Genomic DNA, 18,803 nt, shown 5'->3' with positions numbered 1-18,803 from the left:
GCGATTTCCAGACGCTGCGGCAACGCGGGAAAGTAGACCAGCCTCAATGCGACACCACCGCAGCAAGCGCGTGCGCCGCCGTGCATGCCGATCGGCACACATCGTGACGCCGTGAGTGATCAGCGAACCCAACCATGGCCGCGAGGGCCATCGCACCCTCCAAGAGCGGCTAACAAACGTAGCGCGCAGCCGTCGGGTGGGCGCGGACGGCGCGCTCACCACCGCAGTGTCCGCGTGGTACATGCCGATTCCGGGCACCGGCCGCGCCCGCCTGGCGGCTAAGCAATGGCTTTTGTTGGCGGCTCCAGGGTGTAGCGCGCCCACGCAGCTGTGCTACGGTCCGGCGCTGCATCCGCCTGGAGCATCTGCATGTCGCCTCGCTTGATCGCCCCGCGTCGGGCCCGTTGGCTGGCAGTGCTTGCCGCTGTCGTCGCAGTTTTCGGCAACGCCGCGCCGCGCACGCCTGCAACTGCCTTCGACGCGGTAGACCCGTTCATCGGCACCGGCGGCGAAGGCCATACCTATCCTGGCGCCACGGTGCCATTCGGTATGGTGCAGCTGAGCCCGGATACGCAAATCAAGCCGCGCAAGGACGCCTACGGCTGGGCGGCCGGCTACCGGCACAGCGACACCACCATCGTCGGGTTCTCGCACACGCATTTTTCCGGTTCCGGGCATTCGGATCTGGGCGACATCCTGCTGATGCCGCAAGCTGGCGCCATCAAGTTGGAACGCGGCGATGCCAGCAAGCCGGGCAGCGGCTATACCGCGCAGTTCGACCACACCAGCGAACAGGCGCAGCCCGGCTATTACGCAGTGACCCTGAAGGACCGCAACATCCGCGCCGAACTCACTGCCAGCGCGCGTGTGGGCGTGCACCGCTACCAATTTCCGAAAGGCACGCCGGCGCATGTGCTGGTCGACCTGCGCACCAGCCTGTACGACTACCCCGGCAAGGTGCAGTGGTCGCGGCTGCGGGTGCGCAGCGATGGCACGGTGACCGGCTTTCGCGAAACGCGCGGTTGGGCGCCCGGCCGGCAGCTGTATTTCGCCATGCGCTTCTCGCGCCCGCTCACTGCCACGCAACTCCATGACACCGAACAGGACATCCCCTACAAGGGGTTCCCACCGCCGGGCGAAAAGAATCCTGCGCAGCGCGCGCAGATCGAAGGCCGGCAACTGGTCGGTGTATTCGATGTCGCCAACGACGGCACGCCACTGGTGGTGAAGGTGGCGCTCTCGCCGGTCAGCGAGGCCGGTGCCATCGCCAACCTCGATGCCGAAATGCCCGGCTTCGATTTCGATCGCGTACGCGCCGATGCACGCGCGCAATGGACGCAGGCGCTGTCGGCGATCGATGCACAAGGCACCACGCAACAACGCACCCAGCTCTACACTGCGCTGTATCACACCCTGCTGGGACCAACGCTGTTCATGGACAGCGACGGCCGCTACCGCGGGCCAGACAATGCGGTGCATCAAGCAACTGGCTGGACCAACTATTCCACCTTCTCGCTGTGGGACACCTACCGCGCCCTGCATCCACTGCTCACCCTGGTGCAGCCGGCACAACGCAGCAGCGACGTGGTCAATTCGCTGCTCGCCTCGCGTCGCCAAAGCGCCTACGGCATCCTGCCGGTATGGGCATTCCACGGCCTGGAAACCTGGTGCATGATCGGCTACCACGCCGTCCCGGTGATTGCCGACGCGTACATGAAAGGCATCGGCGGCTTCGACGCAGAGGAAGCCTTGCAGGCCATGGTCGCCAGCGCCAACTACGGCCCGTACGATGGCATTGCGCAATACCGTGAGCTGGGCTACGTGCCCATCGACGAAGAAGGCGAAGCCGCATCCAAGACGCTGGAATACGCCTTCGACGACTGGACCATCGCGCGCATGGCCGACAAGCTCGGCAAGCCCGCCATCGCCGCAGAATTCAGCCAGCGCGCCGGCAACTGGAAGCATGCCTTTGACCCGGCCACCGGCTACATGCGCGCGCGCACCCGCGCCGGCACCTTCCGCGAGCCGTTCGACCCGTCTGCCAGTGGCTACGGCAGCGACTACACCGAAGGCAACGCGTGGCAATACTCCTGGTACGTGCCGCAGGACGTGGCCGGGCTGGCTGCCGCGCATGGCGGCGACGACGAATTGCTTGCCCGGCTGGATGCGGTGTTCGATGCGAAGGTGGACCCGAAGATCTTCGAGCACATGGAAGACATCACCGGCCTGATCGGCTGGTACGCGCACGGCAACGAACCCAGCCATCACGTTGCCTATCTGTATGCGTACGCAGGCCAACCGTGGCGCACGCAGGCGCGCCTGACCCAGATCATGCGCAGCCAGTATCACGCAGGGCCCGAGGGCCTGGCCGGCAACGACGACCTCGGCCAGATGTCGGCCTGGTACGTGTTCACCACGCTGGGCTTCTATCCGGTGGCGCCCGGCAGCAACCAGTACATCATCGGCCGCCCGTTCCTGCCGCGCGCTACGCTAAACCTGCCCAATGGCAAACGTTTCGCGATCATCGCCGAGGGCTTGAGCGATGCACGCAGCTACGTCGGTAGCGCCACGCTCAATGGCAAACCACTGACTCGCGCTTACGTTACGCACGAGGAAATCCAGGCCGGCGGTGAACTGCGTTTCCGGATGCAGGCGACACCGAATCAGCAGTGGGCCACCGACCCAGCGCAGCGGCCGTATTCGATGTCGGCGCAGCTGCAATGATCCGACGCAATTGCAAGGTAGCGGCCGGATGATCCTGTAGCGATGCAACCGCAGCAGATGCGGTGTCTGCGCGGCCACGAGCTGATGTTCGCTAGGTCGGTAGCGGCATTCGCAGTGGCACTCGGTTTCTGACTCGGTAACAGATCCGCATGCGCAAGCCGCACGCAGCGCGTTCCACCACCGCTGCCATGTCGCCAGCAGTGCCAGCGCCGTCGATTCCTGCATGACGCACGCGCTTGTCTGCCGTCAGTTTCTGAATGCGACGTTTTCAAAGCCGAGGTGATCGCACGGCGTGCACCGCCGTCACGCATTCACATGATGCACAACTTTCGTTCACTGATACGCATCGCCTCGCTTTCCACACTCCCCGTCATCGGTACGCACAATGACTGCGTGCCTGCCCTTCCCCCAATGCAGGAGAGCGTGCATGTCCGGCAGCAAGAATCAGTACGAAATGCAGAACCCGTTGACCCAGTTTCCGCAGCCGCAATTTCCGCACCAAACCCAGCAGGCTCCGGGCACCATCCACGAACTGCAGCCCAAGGCAGACCATGGCGAGCACAGCTACAAGGGCTTTGGTCGTCTGCAGGGCCGCAAGGCCCTGATCACCGGCGCAGATTCCGGCATCGGGCGCGCCACCGCCATTGCCTTTGCACGCGAAGGTGCGGATATCGTGCTCAATTACCTGCCTGAAGAAGAACAGGACGCAGCCGAAGTGGTGCAGCTTATCCAGGCAGAAGGGCGCAAAGCCATCAGCGTCCCGGGTGACCTCAAGAACGAGGCGTTTTGCACCGAACTGGTGGACCGTGCAGTGAAAGAGCTCGGCGGACTGGATGTCCTGGTCAATATCGCGGGCAAACAGACCGCCGTGAAAGACATCGCAGACATCACGACCGAGCAGTTCGACGCCACCTACAAGACCAACGTCTATGCGATGTTCTGGCTGTGCAAGGCCGCCATCCCGCATTTGCCGCCGGGCGCATCCATCATCAACACCGGCTCGATCCAGTCGTACCAGCCCTCGCCGACGCTGCTCGACTACGCCTCCACCAAGGCGGCCATCGTCAACTTCACCAAGGGCCTGGCGCAGCAAGTTGCCGAGAAGGGGATCCGCGTCAACGCAGTCGCGCCCGGACCGGTGTGGACGCCGCTGCAGCCCAGCGGTGGTCAGCCGCCGGAAAAGATTCCCGATTTCGGCTCGGAGACGCCGCTCAAGCGCGCCGGCCAGCCGGTAGAAATGGCGCCGCTGTATGTGATTCTGGCATCGCAGGAATCGAGCTACGTCACCGGCGAAGTGTTCGGTGCCACCGGCGGCCTGCTGTTGTCTTGAGCCGTCCCGGCGCCGAGTTTCAGCGTGATGCCACCGGCACCTTGCCAATCGCCGCTTATGCGGCGATTGGCGACGGGCGCTCGGTGGCGTTATGCGGTGCCGATGGCAGCATCGATTGGTGGTGCGTGCCGAAGATGGACTCGCCGCCGTTGTTCGATCGCCTGTTGGATGCAGGCGAAGGCGGCTATTTTGCCCTCACGCCGCAACAGCTGCAGCAGGTACAGCGCCGATACCGCGATGGCAGCAATATTCTCGAAACGACCTTCAGCACCGCAACCGGCAGCGCACGTCTGACCGAGTCGCTCAACAGCGGCGAAGCCGGCCGGCTGCCGTGGTCGGAACTTGCGCGACGCATCGAAGGTCTCGAAGGCCGCGTTGTCTTCGACCTGATCTACCGCCCCGGTACACGTGCCGGAGAAGCCACTCCCTGGCAAAGCGAGACGCCGACGGCCGTGTGCATCACGTCGGCCCGCTCATGACCATGCTGCGCTACGACACGGAGGCAGCGCAGCTGGTGCACTGCGACGACCGCGGTGTGCACGCCACGCTGGCGATCCGCGCAGGCCATACACAGGTCGTTGCGTTGCTGGCCGCCGAAGAAGATGCGCTCCCGGTGCCCGCGCTGGAAGACATCGGTGGGCGCATCGAGCGCAGCGATCAGGAATGGCGCGAGTGGAGCGGCAACCTGTCTTACGCCAACAGTTACCACGATGCGGTCGTGCGCTCTGCGCTGGCGCTCAAGTTCCTGTGGTTTTCGCCTACCGGCGCCATCGCCGCTGCGGTCACCACGTCATTGCCGGAGCAAATTGGCGCAAATGGCAATTGGGATTATCGCTATGCCTGGGTCCGCGATGCCGCCTACACCACCAAAGCCTTCCTGCGCGTGGGCGCATTGGCCGATGCCAAGGCCGCGTTTAGCTGGTTGATGCGCACCATCCGCCAGCATCGGCCTGGCGTGCGCCCCTGCTACACCCTGGATGGCGCGTTGGTGCCGGACGAACGCGAGATCGACATTCCCGGTTATTGCAATACGCGCCCGGTGCGCGTTGGCAACACCGCCAATAACCAGCTGCAGCTGTGCCTGTACGGCGATATCTTCGAAATGGCCGCGCGCTTTCTTGATGCCGGGCACATCCTGGACCAGGAAACCGCACGCCAGTTGTTCGAGCTCGGCAACGAATGCGCCAACACCTGGATGCGCAAGGACGCCGGCTTCTGGGAACTGGAAACCGCCGAGCATTACACCATGTCCAAAGTGGAATGCTGGCTGGCGCTACGCCGCGCCAGCGAGCTGGCCAAGGCCGGCCATCTCTCCACCGCGATGCTGCCACGCTGGGAACGCGAACAGGCGCGGATTCTCGAGTGGATCGACATGCACTGCTGGTCCGACGCCAAGCAGGCTTACACCTTCTACGCGGGCACCGGCGACCTGGACGCAAGCCTGCTGTTGGCCTCGCGCTTTGGGCTGGGCGGGCCGCGCCGCGAGCGCATGATCGCCACCCGCAATGCCATTGCCTCAGAACTTGGCAGCGACGCATTGCTGCACCGCTACAGCGGCATGCAACAACGCGAAGGCGCATTTATTGCCTGCTCGTTCTGGCTGGTGGAAGCCTATGGCCTGCTCGGCGAGCGTGCTGAAGCCAGGCGCTTGTTCGAACAGTTGCTGGAACGGCTGGGCAACGATGTCGCGCTGATGCCGCAGATGCTGGACACGAGCACGGGCGCCGCGCTGGGCAACGTCCCGCAAGGCTTGAGCCACCTCGCGCTGATCCACGCGGCGCTGGCCGTGGATGGCGAATAAGCGAAGCGCAGCATCTGTCGCCTTCACCAGGCTGTTATCGCCGCAAACTCCTTCTCCCATCGGCAGAAGGAGCACGCCCGGTGGATGCAGCTGCGCCAGAACGCAGCTCAACCAAATGCGTCGATTCGCTTACTGCGCCAGTACCACGGTCTGGATCGCATGCGCCGGAATCTCCAACGTGCTGGATGCCTCGCCCACATACAGGTTGTAGGCGATCGCAACGTCGCCGGCATTCATGACCACCATGGCGAGGCTGCCATCGGTGTTGAGGAACGCCGTGGTCGCCAGATTGCTACGGCTGCTGGCTGAGCTGACCCGCCGTGCGCCCGGCCGGATGAATTTGGAAAAGTGGCCGATATACCAATAGCTCGGCGTATAGATCACCTCGCCCGTGCGCGTATCGGCATGCACCGGCGCAAAGCAGTAATTGCCCACGTGGTTCGGCCCACCATGCTGGTCGAGCAGAACGTTCCAGTCCGTCCAGCCCACTGCGCCATGATTGAGGTCGTTGATGATGGCCGTGCCGTAGCGTTCGCCATTGGGCCAATACTGCAATTTGGCCGGGTCGAACTTTTCCACCGCCGCTTCGGTCAACAGCAAGTGCTTGTCCGGGTACGCCTGCGCCACTGCCGCCACGTTCTCCACCATCGGCTCGAATCCGGCCCAGGTTTCATACCAATGGAAGCCCATGCCCCATGCATATTTTGCCGCCTCCGGATCGTCGAAGATCACATGCGCGCGGTGCACCATCATGTCGCGGTTGTGGTCCCACACGATGATCTTGCGCTCGCCATAGCCGGCGTGGGCCATGGTGGGCCCGAGATGGTTTTTCAGGAAATCGCGTTCTTCTTCTGCCGAAAACAGCATCGACTCCCAGGTCTGTACCGCCATCGGCTCGTTCTGCAGGCTGATGCCCCAGATCGGGATGCCCGCTTTTTCGTATGCCGCGATAAACCGCGTGTAGTAGCTTGCCCAGGCCTGCGCGTACTCGGGCAATAGCTTGCCGCCCTTGAGCATGGTTTTGCTGTCTTTCATGAAGGCCGGCGCGCTCCATGGGCTGGCAAACGTGGTGAGCTTGCCGCCGGCCGCCGCAATCGCCTGGCGCAACATCGGGATGCGGTACTTGGCATCGTGCTTGACCGAAAAACTCTTCAGCGCCGCGTCGCCCTCCTTGATGTAGGTGTAGCTGCCGCTGCTGAAATCCGAGCTATGGATGGTGGTACGCGCCAGCGTATAGCCAATGCCCTGCTGCGGATCGTAGTACGCCGTGAGCAGCGCACGTTGCGTACGCTTGGGCAGCTTGGCAAAGGTCTCTGCGCTGGAATCGGTGATCGCGCCACCGATACCCAGCACCTGCTGAAACTGCCGCTGCGGATTGACGAAGATGGAGTTTTCTTTTTCGGTCAATGCATGGCCGGCGACAGGAGCGGCCGCCGTGCTGGCGCGCATCTGTTGCGTGGCGCCTTGAGAGCTGGTGTAGATACGCAACGCGCCATCGTTGTTCGTCGCTGGTGGGCTGGCATCCGATGCTGCCAGAGCTGCCGCGTGTGCCATGGCCGCCGTTGCGGCGCTCGCGCTGCTCGCCGTGCCCAGCCCCATCCCCAGCATTCCCACCACCGACCACGTCATCGCTCGCTTCACCGCGCACCCTCCCAGGTAGATCGCGCAAGCCTAACCGACCAACGCGCCGCAACATCGCCTTCCAAACGAGCGCAAGCGCGAATCGAGCTTCCCTTTGCTCTCTGGGACATCGTCCCCCTTGATGGGGGAGAAGGTGGCGCGCAGGGCCGGATGAGGGGACGTGCACCCGTGGCGATGCCTGCAGTTTGTGATGCATCACAAACTGCAGGAAATACAAGACTTCAATCTGCACCAATCCCAGCAACAGCACCCTCACCCCAACCCCTCTTCCGCAGGGAAAGGGGCGTGATCACCTACGCGACAAACGATCCAGGATGCCTGGCACTTCCGGCGGGATCTCGCGCGCCAAGAAGCCCACCGTGCCGATGCGCTTTGCCAGTTGCTTGCCCGCCGCCGCATGCACGAACACGCCCCATAGCGCAGCGGTCAATGCATCGCTGCCCCGTGCAGCGAACCCTGCGATCAATCCGGCCAAGGTATCGCCAGAGCCCGACGTGCCCAGCCCAGGCACGCCACCGCGATGCACCCACAACGCACCGTCCGGCCCGGCGATGAAGCTGTCCGCGCCCTTGACGATCACCACGCTGCGCATCTTCCGCGCGAAGGTCAGCGCATACTCGCCGGGCGCCGCTTCCACTGCAGCCTTGTCGTCGCCGGCGAGCGTTGCCATTTCGCCGGCATGCGGCGTCAGGACAAATGGGCGCCCAGGCGGCGCACGCAAGCTGCGCGACAACGCACCGGCGTCCAACACCAAGGGACAGACCGCCTTTGCAGCGGCCAGCCTGACCAGCGCCCTTGTCGTTGTGGTGGACGCCATGCCCGGCCCGATCACGGCGGCGTCGCAGGCTGCCAGCGCCGCATCCAACGCACGGTGCCCGCGCGTGATCTCGCCCTGCCCGTTCTGCCCCAGCCCCAGCACCAATGCCTCGGGCACCGCCAGGGCCATGGCCGGTGCCACGCTGGCAGCGGTGGCGATCTGCAATTTGCCGGCGCCCGCGCGCAATGCAGCTTCTCCGGCCAGCAATGCCGCACCGGGCACGCGCATCGAGCCACCCACCACCAACACGCGCCCCCGCTGCTCCTTGTCGCCGCCGGGCGATGGCAGCGGCATCGCACGCAATGCAGCAGCGCTCAGCGTGCGAAGGCGTGCGGCAGCCATCAGCGCGCTCCAGCCGGGCGGTCGGATTCGGTGGTCACCGGCGCATCGGCCAGCTCTGGCGGTACGAACTTGGTGCGCACCAACTGCAGCGATTGCCCATCGGCCGCGGCCGCATATTCGGTGACGCCACAATTGGGCACATCGCCTTCGCGGTCGATGGCCAGGATGGTGGCCTCGTCCATCCGCTCGATCAGGTAACGGAAGCAATTGACGATCACCTGGTGCCCCACGATCAGCACGCGCGCACCTACATGATTGCGCTGCAGGTCGCCCACGATGCTGCGCAAGCGAAAGATCACATCGCACCAGCTCTCGCCACCAGGCGGGCGGAAATAGAACTTGCCCACCAGCTTGCGCTGCTCGGCCAGCTCCGGAAACGTCGCCAGGATGCCGGACGTGGTGTAGCGGTCGAGCACGCCGAATTCTTTCTCGCGCAGCCGCTCGTCCACGCTGACCGCATCGGCCGGCCGGCCGAGCGCACGCGCAACCGCAGCGGCGGTCTGCCGCGCGCGCACATAGGTCGAACTCAGGATCAAGGTCGGCCGCTCGTGTTCGGGGAGCCCAGCCATCCACGCGCCCAAGGCCTCGGCCTGGCGCTCGCCCAGCGCCGAGAGCGGCACGTCCGCATCGCGATGCTCCAGGTCGATCAACGTCGCGCCATTGGACTCGGCCACATCGCGCGCCACGTTGCCTGCGCTTTGCCCATGCCGCACCACCCACAGGCGCGCCGGCCACTGCGCCGACACCCCCGCAACCGCACTGTGCTCACTCACACCCATCTCCTGCATCACGTCGGCACCACGTGTCGCACAGCCGCCGTGAACGGGTGGTCGACCATGCGTGCGGCCATGCGCCGCCGCGCTACCGGTGTCATGCATGAGCCCGCACACGGTGCATGCCGCAGGGAACATGCGCCATGGCACGGACCAGCGCCGCTCCAACGGATGCGTAACCCTGGCTCGGTATACTGCAGCCCCCCGCCACGCCGCTCGCCCATGTCCAACGTCCTTCAGCTGCGCACCGCAAAACAGCGCGAAGAGCTCCTGCTAGACGACGTACTGGATGCCGCCGAACGCTGCATCGACGAGATCGGCCTTTCGGCCACCAGCTTCGAACTCATCGCCGAACGCACCCGTCTGTCATGCGGCAGCCTGCTGCAGCGCTTCGAAGACAAGGACGCGCTGGTGCGCGCATTGCTCGAACGCAACTACATGCGCGCCATCCGTCAGATGTGGCTGGTGGAACGCCCGGCCAACGTGCACGTGGTGGACTTCATCGCCGGCCTGCTCGAAGACTGGCTGCTGCAGGAAATCAACATCAAGCGCACCCGCATCGACCTGGAGCTGCACCTGGCCACCCTGCGCGACCCGGTGCTGGCCGCCTTCATGCGCCGGCAGAGCGCATCGCTGATCGAACACCTCAGCGCATTGCTCAAGCGCCTGCTCCGCGGCCATACCGACACCGCCAGCAGCGAACACGAATTCCAGGCCCGCGTCTTCGCCGTCGCTGCCATGTGCGGCGGCCTGCACAGCGTGATGACCAGCGGCATGGAACTCAACCGCATGCATCTGCAGTTGATCCTGCGGGAGAGTTTGTCGGGCATTCTCAAGTCGGCACCGGTGTAAGCCCGAAGCAGCACTGCCCCGCGGTTGCCGGCTGCACTCCCGCCGGCTGCCAGCGCGCATTCAATCTGCCGACGACGTCGATGCTTGCGCCGCGGCGCGGGCCCTGGCTGCCCGCAAAAGCTGGTTGACCAACGTGTGCGCATCGTCGCCGACAGCGCTGGCCGCTTGCCACAGCTCCGGCGGCACGCGAGAACGCTCCACCGTCACGAGATGCATCAGATCCCTGGCTAACGCAATCCGCTCGCCCTCGTTCATGGCAGGACCGGGATTGTCGTCATCCGGCATGGTCACCATCTCCACCGCCGCATCCAGGCACGCTTCGGTGGCCCCCCAATTCGCGAGCCCGCCGGGCTTTTTGCGCCGGCGTTTGCGCGCGTATGTACTAGGAAGCGAGCGATTCGATGGCCTTGAAGCCACCGTATGCCGCCGCCGCGCCAAGCATCGTCTTGGCACCTTCTGAAGCGACCTTCTCGTTATAGCCGTGGTCAACCGCGAAGCCGCTTTGCCCCCCGTAGACATAAAACTGGGTCAACCCACGGGCGAACACGAGTCCAGCGCACTGGGCGGCAGTCTCCGCTGCGTCGTGTACAAAGTGGGCCACGCGCAACCCAGCGGCTGGTTCCTGTGGCTGCGCGACTCGCGCGACAGCCGCCCTGGCCGGCCTGATCGCCGCCTCACGTACAGGCCGCCGTGGCAGAGCCTGGGCCAGCTGCGGATTGGCGTGCGGGTCGTGAACACGTGCAGAGGGGCCCGCATCGGATTCAGCAACCCTCTTTTCCTGATCCTGTCTCGCACCGCTGCGCACTGCCATCGTCATTGCCACAGGACGCATACATCACCTCGCATAGATGGATGGAACCCCATTGTTCCGCTGCGCAAGTACCAACGCGCGGCATTGGCCGAACGAGCGTGACCGATAGCGGAACGCGCACCACGTTCCTGATGCATTGGATGGCAATCATGGCCGATCCAGGCCAAGCGCCATGCTGGACGATCGACCGCCGGCCATGTGCCCATGCTCTAGTGCCGCGCGTCGAACACGGTGCAATCGCGCACCATGTGCAAGTGGGCGTCGATGTCATTTCGAAGCAGCACTGCTCGGCGATTGCGGGCCGCGCCCCGGCACCTGGCCGGCAGGCGCGCTCAACCTGCCGACGACGTGGATGCCTCTTCCGCTGCACGCCCTCTGGCGGCCTGCAGGAGCCGGGCGACCAGGCCGTACGCATCGTTGCCGGCCCCGCGCGCTGCTCGCCATAGGTCTGGTGGCAGACGGGAACGTTCTACCGTCATGAGGTGCATCAGATCCCTGGCCAAGGCCAGCCGCTCGCCTTCGTCCATGCCAGGCCCAGGAGGGTCGGCGTCCAATCTGGTCACCATGTCGACCGCCTGATCCAGGCAGGCCTCGGTGGCTCCCAACTCGCTTGCGCGCTGCGCCTTGGTCGGCACTTCGTACCACCGGCTTTGCGCCTCCACGTAGCGCGCGGCCAACACGTCGGCCAGCCCCATTCCCAGGAATGCGGCCAGCGCTCCCACTGCCTGGTAGCCACTGACTACAGCAAGATTCTTGTAATACAGGTCATCGTTGAAATAGCCGTAGGCCGCCGCTGCAGGCGCCTGGATTGCCGCAAAACCGCCCCATACTGCGGCCCCGACGGCGCCCAAATGGGCCATCGTTCGCCCTAGATTGACGAGGGGGACGCCACGCGGCGTGCCAGGCGCCCTCAGCCGCGCCTCGCGCACGGGGCACCGCGGCAGGCTCTGGGCCAACTGCGTATTGGCATGCGGGTCGTTGGCCGGTGCAGGCGGGCCGGCATCTGCCACGGTCGCACCCTCTTGCTGCTCGCGCCTGGCGCCTCGGCGCGTGACGGACGTCAATGCTAAAGGCCGCATCGTCACTTCTCCGCTATCGATGCGCGCCATTGTTCCCCAGCGTGATCGGGCATGACGCATCCGGCCGAAAAACCATTGCCGAACACGAAACAAGCGGCACGGAGCTTGCCAAAGTGCGCAGGCGGTGCACGCACGCGCCACGTATCGCTGCAGGCAAACCAGCAGGGTGGCTGGCGATCGTGTTGAACGCGCACGTTGGCCACCACAGCCGGCGCCGATCCCGCCGCGCCAGCGGCCAAGACATGCAGCACCCGCGCAACTTCGCCCACGCCTGCACTGCTTCGTGCATTGCTCCCTCCGCATGCACCACTGCCTCAATGATGATCAAAGTGACGCAGCCGGCATCGCCGCTGAGTGGCCCCTGGTGCCAGCGGCTCACTCCAGCTGCCGCGTGTTGCAAGCGAACCGCCAGAGCCACCTCCCCTGATCGTTGACCACACTGTCCTCGACCATGAAACAGATCTCCGGCAACTTCACTCTCCCTTCCACGGCGCTGCGCGCAGACGCAGAGCGCGATGCGCCCGAAACTGCACAGGCGCCCGAACCACACACCCCGCCCCATCCTGTCGCAGACCATCCGCTCAACCTGCTGGAAAAAAGAAGAAGCATCACCGGCGTACTTGCCGACGAACGTAAGCGTCTGGAAGTCGTGGTGCCCCGCCTGCAGGCAGCGTTGGCACCGCACACCTGGTCCTCATCCAGTAGCGACTCGCCAACGACGCCTGTCACCGGCCGCAGCCCCCGTCTGGGCCCGCAACCCGGCTCACCGACCTGGGCCTGTCTGCTGGAGACGCCGGCGCGCCTGTCGGCCCTTGCGGGCGCCGACAGCAGTGACGCATTCCAGAACTTGCGCAACGCACGGCGGCTGGTCAGCGATACGCGTCATGCCCGGCAGCACGTCGTGCTGAGCCCGCGCCTGGTGAAATCGCTGACCAGCCGCTCCGAACGCCCGGACTTGATCCAGAAGCTCTCGGCGTTGAAGCCCGGCGCCCTGGATGTAGACAATGGATTTCTCCACGTAACCCTGGAAACCGGGCACGCAGGCACTGCAGGAACGCTGGACGCCATGCCCACCGTCGGCACCGGCGCATCCGCCTCGACCTACGCGGTGCGGCTGGCCGAAGATCTTTGGCAGGGCGAGCAAAATTGCGGACGCGACTTCATCTTCAAGGCCTTGTTGCGCACCGACCCGCAACGGCCGATCCCGCCGACATTGTGCGACCCTGCCACCGCTGCAGACGCACCGGCGCTGCAGCAACGGGTCGCTGAGCGCAAAGCCATGATCTTCCAGGAGTATCAAATGATCAGGTCGGTGGATGCAGTGCCGTATATCGTGCGCGCCCACGGCGTGGTGCAGATCGAACACACCTTCGGCATTTTGCTGGAGAAAATCGACGGCATCAGCGTGCGCAGCATGATTGGCCGCGCACGCACAGCGCTGCAGCAAGGCGCCATCAGCGCAATGGAGTATCTCGGCCTGGCCCGGCAGCTGATGGCCGACGTACTGGTGGGGATCGCCTGCTGCGAAGACGCCGGCATCGTGCATCAGGACATCTCGCACAACAACGTCATGTACGACCAACCCATGAAGATCTTCCGGCTGATCGACATGGGGCTCGGCGCAGAAGAAGGCGACCCTAACCGCGGCGGTACACCGGGCTTTTACGACTTGAGCACCCCTGCCAGGCATGCGCGCGACGTCTACAGCGTGGCGCAACTGCTGGTGCATGTGCTCAAGCGCCCCGACTACAACATGGGCATGATCGGGATCAATCGCGCCAAGACCGCAGACACCTTCCCCTTCATGGATGCGTTGCAGGCTCTCCCGGCCGACCACAAGCGCATTGTGGTCCGCTTCTTCAACAGCATGCTGGACGACGGAACCGGCGAGCGCACCAAGGCAGAGAGACTGCTGCGCGACCCCTTTTTCACCGAACCGCCGCTCCCGCCCCGTGATCGGATGCACCGCACCTACGAAAAACTGAAGCGCTTGCCTTCTTTTTAGCAGCAATTATTTTCAGCAGCGCCCCCGGTTATAGGTGAGCGCGAGCCGATGGACCACGTAGGGTGTAGTGGCCGCGCCTCGAAGCGCGGGATTGAAAGACAAGTGAGGCAAGTGTGCCCGCACGCGCGCAGCCTGAGCGCTGATTCGGGCATTCAATCGGCACCGCTGCGTGCTGCCATACCCGGCCGATCATCCGTTCATTCGGCGGTGATCCAGACGTCAACAAGATCCAGGCGGCACACCACGTCATGGCAATGGATGCGCCCCTTCGATGACAGCGCACTCCACATCGTCCAGCACCCGGCCCACCTGCTCGGCCAGTAGCTCCAGACAGAACGCCAACTCATCCATGCAGATGGCCGGCTGCCTGGCCTGCTCTTCAACCTGCGTACGTGGCTGCGCCAAACGCGCCAGAAAGCGCATGTGGTCGCGTAGCTGCTGCAAGCGGTACTGCGCGCCTTCTGGCAGGTAGTAGCCCGGGTGTGACTGCGCATCGCGTACAACATCCGACATGGCCTGCTCCTCATTCCATGGAATCCGCCCGCCCGCCGCAAGGCGACGGACGGGAAGTCGGGAGGCTCGAAACCGCGTGTAGCCGGCGGGCGTATTCCCCTTGCGGGTGTTGTATTAGCCGCCCTCCCGACGCAGGCATCGCGTCGGTTGCACCCCTAAACAAGCAGGCACAAAAAACCCACCGGTTTGTCGGAGGTGGGTACCGCTACACGTGGAGTTTCGAGGCTCCGTGAGGTGATCGTGCAACTACAGACTGCCGCCGTCAAGGAATACCGCCGTCAACCCCTTCGGTACCTGGAATTTCATCTAAGCAGCAGGACCATTCCGAACGAATCATCAGGCAGACGCATCGATGCTGCCATCGAATTTCATTGCGGCAACGACTTAAGTTGTCGACAAAAGATTGGGGCCTCACGGGAAAAACTTGCGCAGCTACCAACAAGGTCGCCGCGGACGGCCCAAGCCATCACATATCGGTCCATCGCATCCGGCGCTAGAATGACGACGGCAGCACCGGTGACCTATGATGGCCACCGCGAGATGCCATCCCGCCCGGCGCCACTGTACGGATACGCGTGTGACTGTCGACAGCAACTTTTCCTTCCTGCAGGAACACGATCCGGTCTTCTTCAAACTGGCCTCGATGGCCGAGCAGGTCTTTGCCAGCGATCCCAACACCACGCTGATCAAGCTCCGGCAGTTCGCCGAAGCGCTTGCCCAGGATCTCGCTGGGCGCGCCGGCCTTCTCCACGATCAGCGAACGACTCAGGCAGATCTGATCTACCAGCTCGCACGCGAGCTGCGCCTGGACCGGCGGATCCAGGAGCTGTTCCACGTACTGCGGGTCGAGGGCAACAAGGCGACCCACGGCTTCGCCACGCAACACCGCGAAGCGATGGATGGCCTGAAGGTCGCCCGCGACCTGGCGGTCTGGTACCACCGGGCCTTCGGCAGGAACGCCGCCGAATTCAAGTCTGGTGCTTTCCTGCCCCCGAAGGATCCAGCCGCGCCGTTGCGTGAAGTGCAGGCCGAGGTCCATCGCCTGAAAGCAGAGCTGGATACCGCCCGCCAGCAACACGACCAGAGCCAGGCACTCGCCGAACTCAAGAGCAGCGAAGCCAAGCTCAACGCCGAGCTCGCCGAAGCGATGGACGTCGAAGCGCGTGCGCAGTCGGCGCTGGCAGTCCAACGCGAACAGGAACTGCAACGGCTTCGACAGGACTTCGAACGACGTATCGCCAGCCTGCAACAGCCTGACACCACCCGCCAGGCCGCCACTCAACAGGTCGCCGGCGCCACTCAACAGGTCGCCGGCGCCACCCAGCAGGCCAGCAACAACTTCGACCTCAGCGAAGACCTCACCCGCATCCTGATCGACCAACAGCTGCGCGAGGCCGGCTGGGAAGCAGACTCGCTCGACCTTACCCACGCCAAGGGCATCCGCCCGGAAAAAGGTCGCAATCTCGCCATCGCCGAGTGGCCCACCAAGGTGCCGCGCGCCAACGCCGACTATGTGCTGTTCGCCGGCCTCACACCGGTTGCCGTCGTCGAGGCCAAGCGCAAGCAGATCAACATTGCCGACCGGATTCCCCAGGCCGAGCGCTACGCGCGCGGCTTTGTGATGAGTGGCGAGCTGGCCCCCGCCTACCCGGCCACTACCTCGATCGCAGGCTGGGCCGACGGCCAGGGTGGCCATTTCCAGGTGCCGCTGGCATTCGCCTGCAATGGCCGTCCTTTCGTGAAACAGCTGGCCGAGCAATCGGGCATCTGGTTCCGCGACCTGCGCTCACCGGCCAATCTGCGGCGCCCGCTGCAGAAGTTCCACACGCCCGAGGACATCGCCGATCTGCTCACCCGCGATCGCGACCAAGCCGAGCGCGATCTGGCCCAGGAAGGCTTCGCCTACCTCAACCTGCGCAACTACCAGCAGCGCGCGATTTTGGCAGTGGAAGGCGCGCTGGCATCAGGCGCACGCAACTGCCTGCTGGCGATGGCGACCGGCACCGGCAAGACGCGCACAATGATTGGCCTGATCTACCGTCTGCTCAAGGCCGAGCGCTTCCACCGGATTCTGTTCCTGGTCGACCGCTCCGCGCTCGGCACCCAGGCCACCGAGACGATGCAGGACATGCAGCTGGAGCAGAACCAGACGCTGGCGCAGATCTACAACCTCGATGGCTTGGACGACACGCGCACCGCCGATGAGACCCGCGTGCAGGTCGCCACGGTGCAGGCCATGGTCCGGCGCATTTTCCAGTCCGATGACCCGCCTCCGATCGGCACCTTCGACTGTATCGTCGTCGACGAGGCCCACCGCGGTTACACGCTCGACCAGGAAATGACCGAAGGCGAGCTGGCCGTGCGCGACCACGCGCAATACCTGTCGCAATACCGCCGCGTGCTCGACTACTTCGATGCCTGTCGCATCGGCCTGACCGCCACGCCCGCCAAGCACACCACCGAGATTTTCGGCAAGCCGATCTACACCTACAGTTACCGCGAAGCGGTGGCAGATGACTGGCTGATCGACCACGAGCCGCCCATCCGCTACATCACCGCGCTCGGCAAGAACGGCATCCACTTCGATCGCGGCGAGCGCGTCAGCGTCATCAACACGCAGACCGGCGAAGTCGATACCGCAGACCTGGAAGACGAGCTCGACTTCAATATCGAGTCGTTCAACCGGCGTGTCATCACCGCGGACTTCGACCGGGTCGTCTGCGAGCAGCTCGCCGTCGAGCTCGACCCGAATGGCGAGGAGAAGACCCTGATCTTCTGCGTCAGCCAGCCCCACGCCGAACGCGTCAAGAACCAGCTGGACGAGGCCTTCAAACAGGTCCATGGCGATTACTACAACCAGGCCAGCGTCGCGGTGATCACCGGCAAAAGCGACAAGGTCGACCAGCTGATTCGCAACTACAAGAACGAGCGTTACCCCAGTATCGCTATCACCGTGGACCTGCTGACCACCGGAATCGATGTGCCGCGTATCGCCAACCTGGTGTTCATGCGCCGGGTCCGCTCGCGCATCCTCTACGAACAGATGAAGGGCCGCGCCACCCGCCGCTGCGACGATATCGGCAAGACCGTGTTCCGCATCTTCGATCCGGTCGATCTGTACGCCGCGCTCGAAGACGTCGACACCATGCGCCCGCTGGTCAAGGACCCCAACATCAGCATCGAGCAGCTAGTCCACGAGCTCGGCCAGCAGCGCAGCTTCGATGCCCCCGGCAGCAACGGCGGCAGCCATGCCGACGACGCACTCGACCAGTTGAGCCAGCGCATCATGCGCGTGCTGCGCAAGGCCCAGCATCGCGCCGAGCAGCGCCCGGATTTGCGCGACAAGCTCAGCGAGCTGGAAACCTCCTGGGGCGTGGCGCCGGCCGTGCTGCACACCCACCTGCACAAGCTCGGCGCGCGCAATGCCGCCAGCTTTCTCCGCGAACACCCGCGCCTGGTGGAGCAACTGGGCGAAGTGGGCGTGCTGCTGGGCACCGACCGCTACCCGGTCATTTCCGAACACACTGACACCCTGCTCGAACGCGCACAGAACTACGGCGTCAACGAAGCCCCGGCCGATTACCTGGACAGCTTCAACGCCTTCATCCGCGAGCAGATCAACCAGTCCGCCGCACTCAGCGTCATCGTCAACCGCCCCCGCGACCTCACCCGCGCCCAGCTGCGCGAGGTACGCCTGCTGCTCGACCAGCACGGCTACAGCGAGGCCCACCTGCGCGGCGCCTGGCGCGACAGCACCCAGCAGGAGGTCGCCGCCAGCATCATCGGCTACATCCGCCGTGCCGCGCTGGGCGAGGCATTAGTGCCGTTCGAGCAGCGTGTCGACAAGGCCATGCAGGGCATCTATGCCCAGCGCAACTGGACGCCGGTGCAGCGGCGCTGGCTCAAGCGGCTGGCCCAGCAGCTGATACACGAGGTGGTGATGGACCGCGACACCGTGCAACGCAACTTCAGCGGCGACGGCGGCGCCTTGCAGTTGGACCGCCTGCTCGACGGCCGGCTGGACCAGATCCTGGGCGATCTGGGCGAGCATCTGTGGGATCAGACGGGCTGAGTCGCTAGTGCACACTGGCGTATGAGCCGATTACCCGCGATAA

10 protein-coding genes, 1 other RNA gene and 2 pseudogenes are annotated in these 18,803 nt (G+C 64.6%); 6 read left to right on the top strand and 7 right to left on the bottom strand.

The window, feature by feature from the left end; genetic code table 11:
• Window positions 1-167: 167 nt before the first annotated feature.
• Window positions 168-243: non-coding RNA, sX9 sRNA (locus ACCQ15_RS05780), on the bottom strand.
• 126 nt (window positions 244-369) lie between these two features.
• Here ACCQ15_RS05780 and ACCQ15_RS05775 point away from each other — a divergent pair.
• The 3 genes and pseudogenes from ACCQ15_RS05775 (at window position 370) to ACCQ15_RS05765 (ending at window position 5,855) form a co-directional block, all read left to right on the top strand.
• Window positions 370-2,724, top strand: coding sequence for a GH92 family glycosyl hydrolase (locus tag ACCQ15_RS05775; RefSeq protein ID WP_372381314.1), 2,355 nt, complete (start codon window positions 370-372; stop codon window positions 2,722-2,724).
• Window positions 2,725-3,151: 427 nt separating this feature from the next.
• Entirely contained in the window at window positions 3,152-4,054 is a 903-nt protein-coding gene (locus tag ACCQ15_RS05770) for an SDR family oxidoreductase (protein WP_008574134.1), read from the top strand.
• A pseudogene (locus ACCQ15_RS05765) lies at window positions 4,051-5,855 on the top strand (glycoside hydrolase family 15 protein). The gene ACCQ15_RS05770 and the pseudogene ACCQ15_RS05765 overlap by 4 nt, the downstream one beginning before the upstream one ends.
• Before the next feature lie 129 nt (window positions 5,856-5,984).
• On the opposite strand, the gene ACCQ15_RS05760 reads toward ACCQ15_RS05765, so the two are convergent.
• The 3 genes from ACCQ15_RS05760 to ACCQ15_RS05750 all read right to left on the bottom strand — a co-directional run bounded on the left by ACCQ15_RS05760 (window position 5,985) and on the right by ACCQ15_RS05750 (window position 9,434).
• Complete coding sequence (locus ACCQ15_RS05760; RefSeq protein ID WP_372381543.1) at window positions 5,985-7,463, bottom strand: glycoside hydrolase family 30 protein; 1,479 nt, start codon at window positions 7,461-7,463, stop codon at window positions 5,985-5,987.
• 322 nt (window positions 7,464-7,785) lie between these two features.
• Window positions 7,786-8,655: an NAD(P)H-hydrate dehydratase gene (locus ACCQ15_RS05755; protein ID WP_372381313.1), complete on the bottom strand. Its 870-nt coding sequence runs from the start codon at window positions 8,653-8,655 to the stop codon at window positions 7,786-7,788.
• Complete coding sequence (locus tag ACCQ15_RS05750; protein ID WP_372381312.1) at window positions 8,655-9,434, bottom strand: histidine phosphatase family protein; 780 nt, start codon at window positions 9,432-9,434, stop codon at window positions 8,655-8,657. The genes ACCQ15_RS05755 and ACCQ15_RS05750 overlap by 1 nt, the downstream gene beginning before the upstream one ends.
• 216 nt (window positions 9,435-9,650) lie before the next feature.
• Here ACCQ15_RS05750 and ACCQ15_RS05745 point away from each other — a divergent pair, with 216 nt between their 5' ends.
• The gene (locus tag ACCQ15_RS05745; RefSeq protein ID WP_008574141.1) at window positions 9,651-10,280 is read left to right on the top strand and encodes a TetR/AcrR family transcriptional regulator; all 630 of its coding nucleotides are present in this window, start codon (window positions 9,651-9,653) and stop codon (window positions 10,278-10,280) included.
• Window positions 10,281-10,340: 60 nt separating this feature from the next.
• On the opposite strand, the pseudogene xopAV (ACCQ15_RS05740) reads toward ACCQ15_RS05745, so the two are convergent.
• Together xopAV (ACCQ15_RS05740) and xopAV (ACCQ15_RS05735) are read right to left on the bottom strand one after the other, a co-directional pair.
• Window positions 10,341-11,097: pseudogene (gene xopAV / locus ACCQ15_RS05740) on the bottom strand (type III secretion system effector XopAV).
• A gap of 326 nt (window positions 11,098-11,423) precedes the next feature.
• Window positions 11,424-12,200, bottom strand: coding sequence for a type III secretion system effector XopAV (gene xopAV, locus ACCQ15_RS05735; protein ID WP_372381311.1), 777 nt, complete (start codon window positions 12,198-12,200; stop codon window positions 11,424-11,426).
• A 400-nt stretch (window positions 12,201-12,600) separates the two neighbouring features.
• Between xopAV (ACCQ15_RS05735) and xopAU the strand changes: the two genes are divergently transcribed.
• Entirely contained in the window at window positions 12,601-14,175 is a 1,575-nt protein-coding gene (xopAU, locus tag ACCQ15_RS05730) for a serine/threonine protein kinase (RefSeq protein ID WP_218495938.1), read from the top strand.
• 246 nt (window positions 14,176-14,421) lie between these two features.
• Here xopAU and ACCQ15_RS05725 read toward each other — a convergent pair whose 3' ends face one another.
• Window positions 14,422-14,688: an XAC0095 family protein gene (locus tag ACCQ15_RS05725; protein WP_303401892.1), complete on the bottom strand. Its 267-nt coding sequence runs from the start codon at window positions 14,686-14,688 to the stop codon at window positions 14,422-14,424.
• A gap of 577 nt (window positions 14,689-15,265) precedes the next feature.
• Between ACCQ15_RS05725 and hsdR the strand changes: the two genes are divergently transcribed.
• On the top strand, window positions 15,266-18,760 hold the full coding sequence (hsdR, locus tag ACCQ15_RS05720) for a type I restriction-modification system endonuclease (RefSeq protein ID WP_372381310.1): 3,495 nt from the start codon (window positions 15,266-15,268) through the stop codon (window positions 18,758-18,760).
• The last annotated feature ends 43 nt before the right edge of the window (window positions 18,761-18,803 follow it).

Source organism: Xanthomonas sp. NCPPB 1754, from assembly GCF_041475725.2.
In the GTDB taxonomy this organism is placed as follows: domain Bacteria; phylum Pseudomonadota; class Gammaproteobacteria; order Xanthomonadales; family Xanthomonadaceae; genus Xanthomonas; species Xanthomonas euvesicatoria.
Note: the sequence above shows the minus strand (reverse complement) of the source record. Positions and strands in the feature narration are given on the sequence as shown.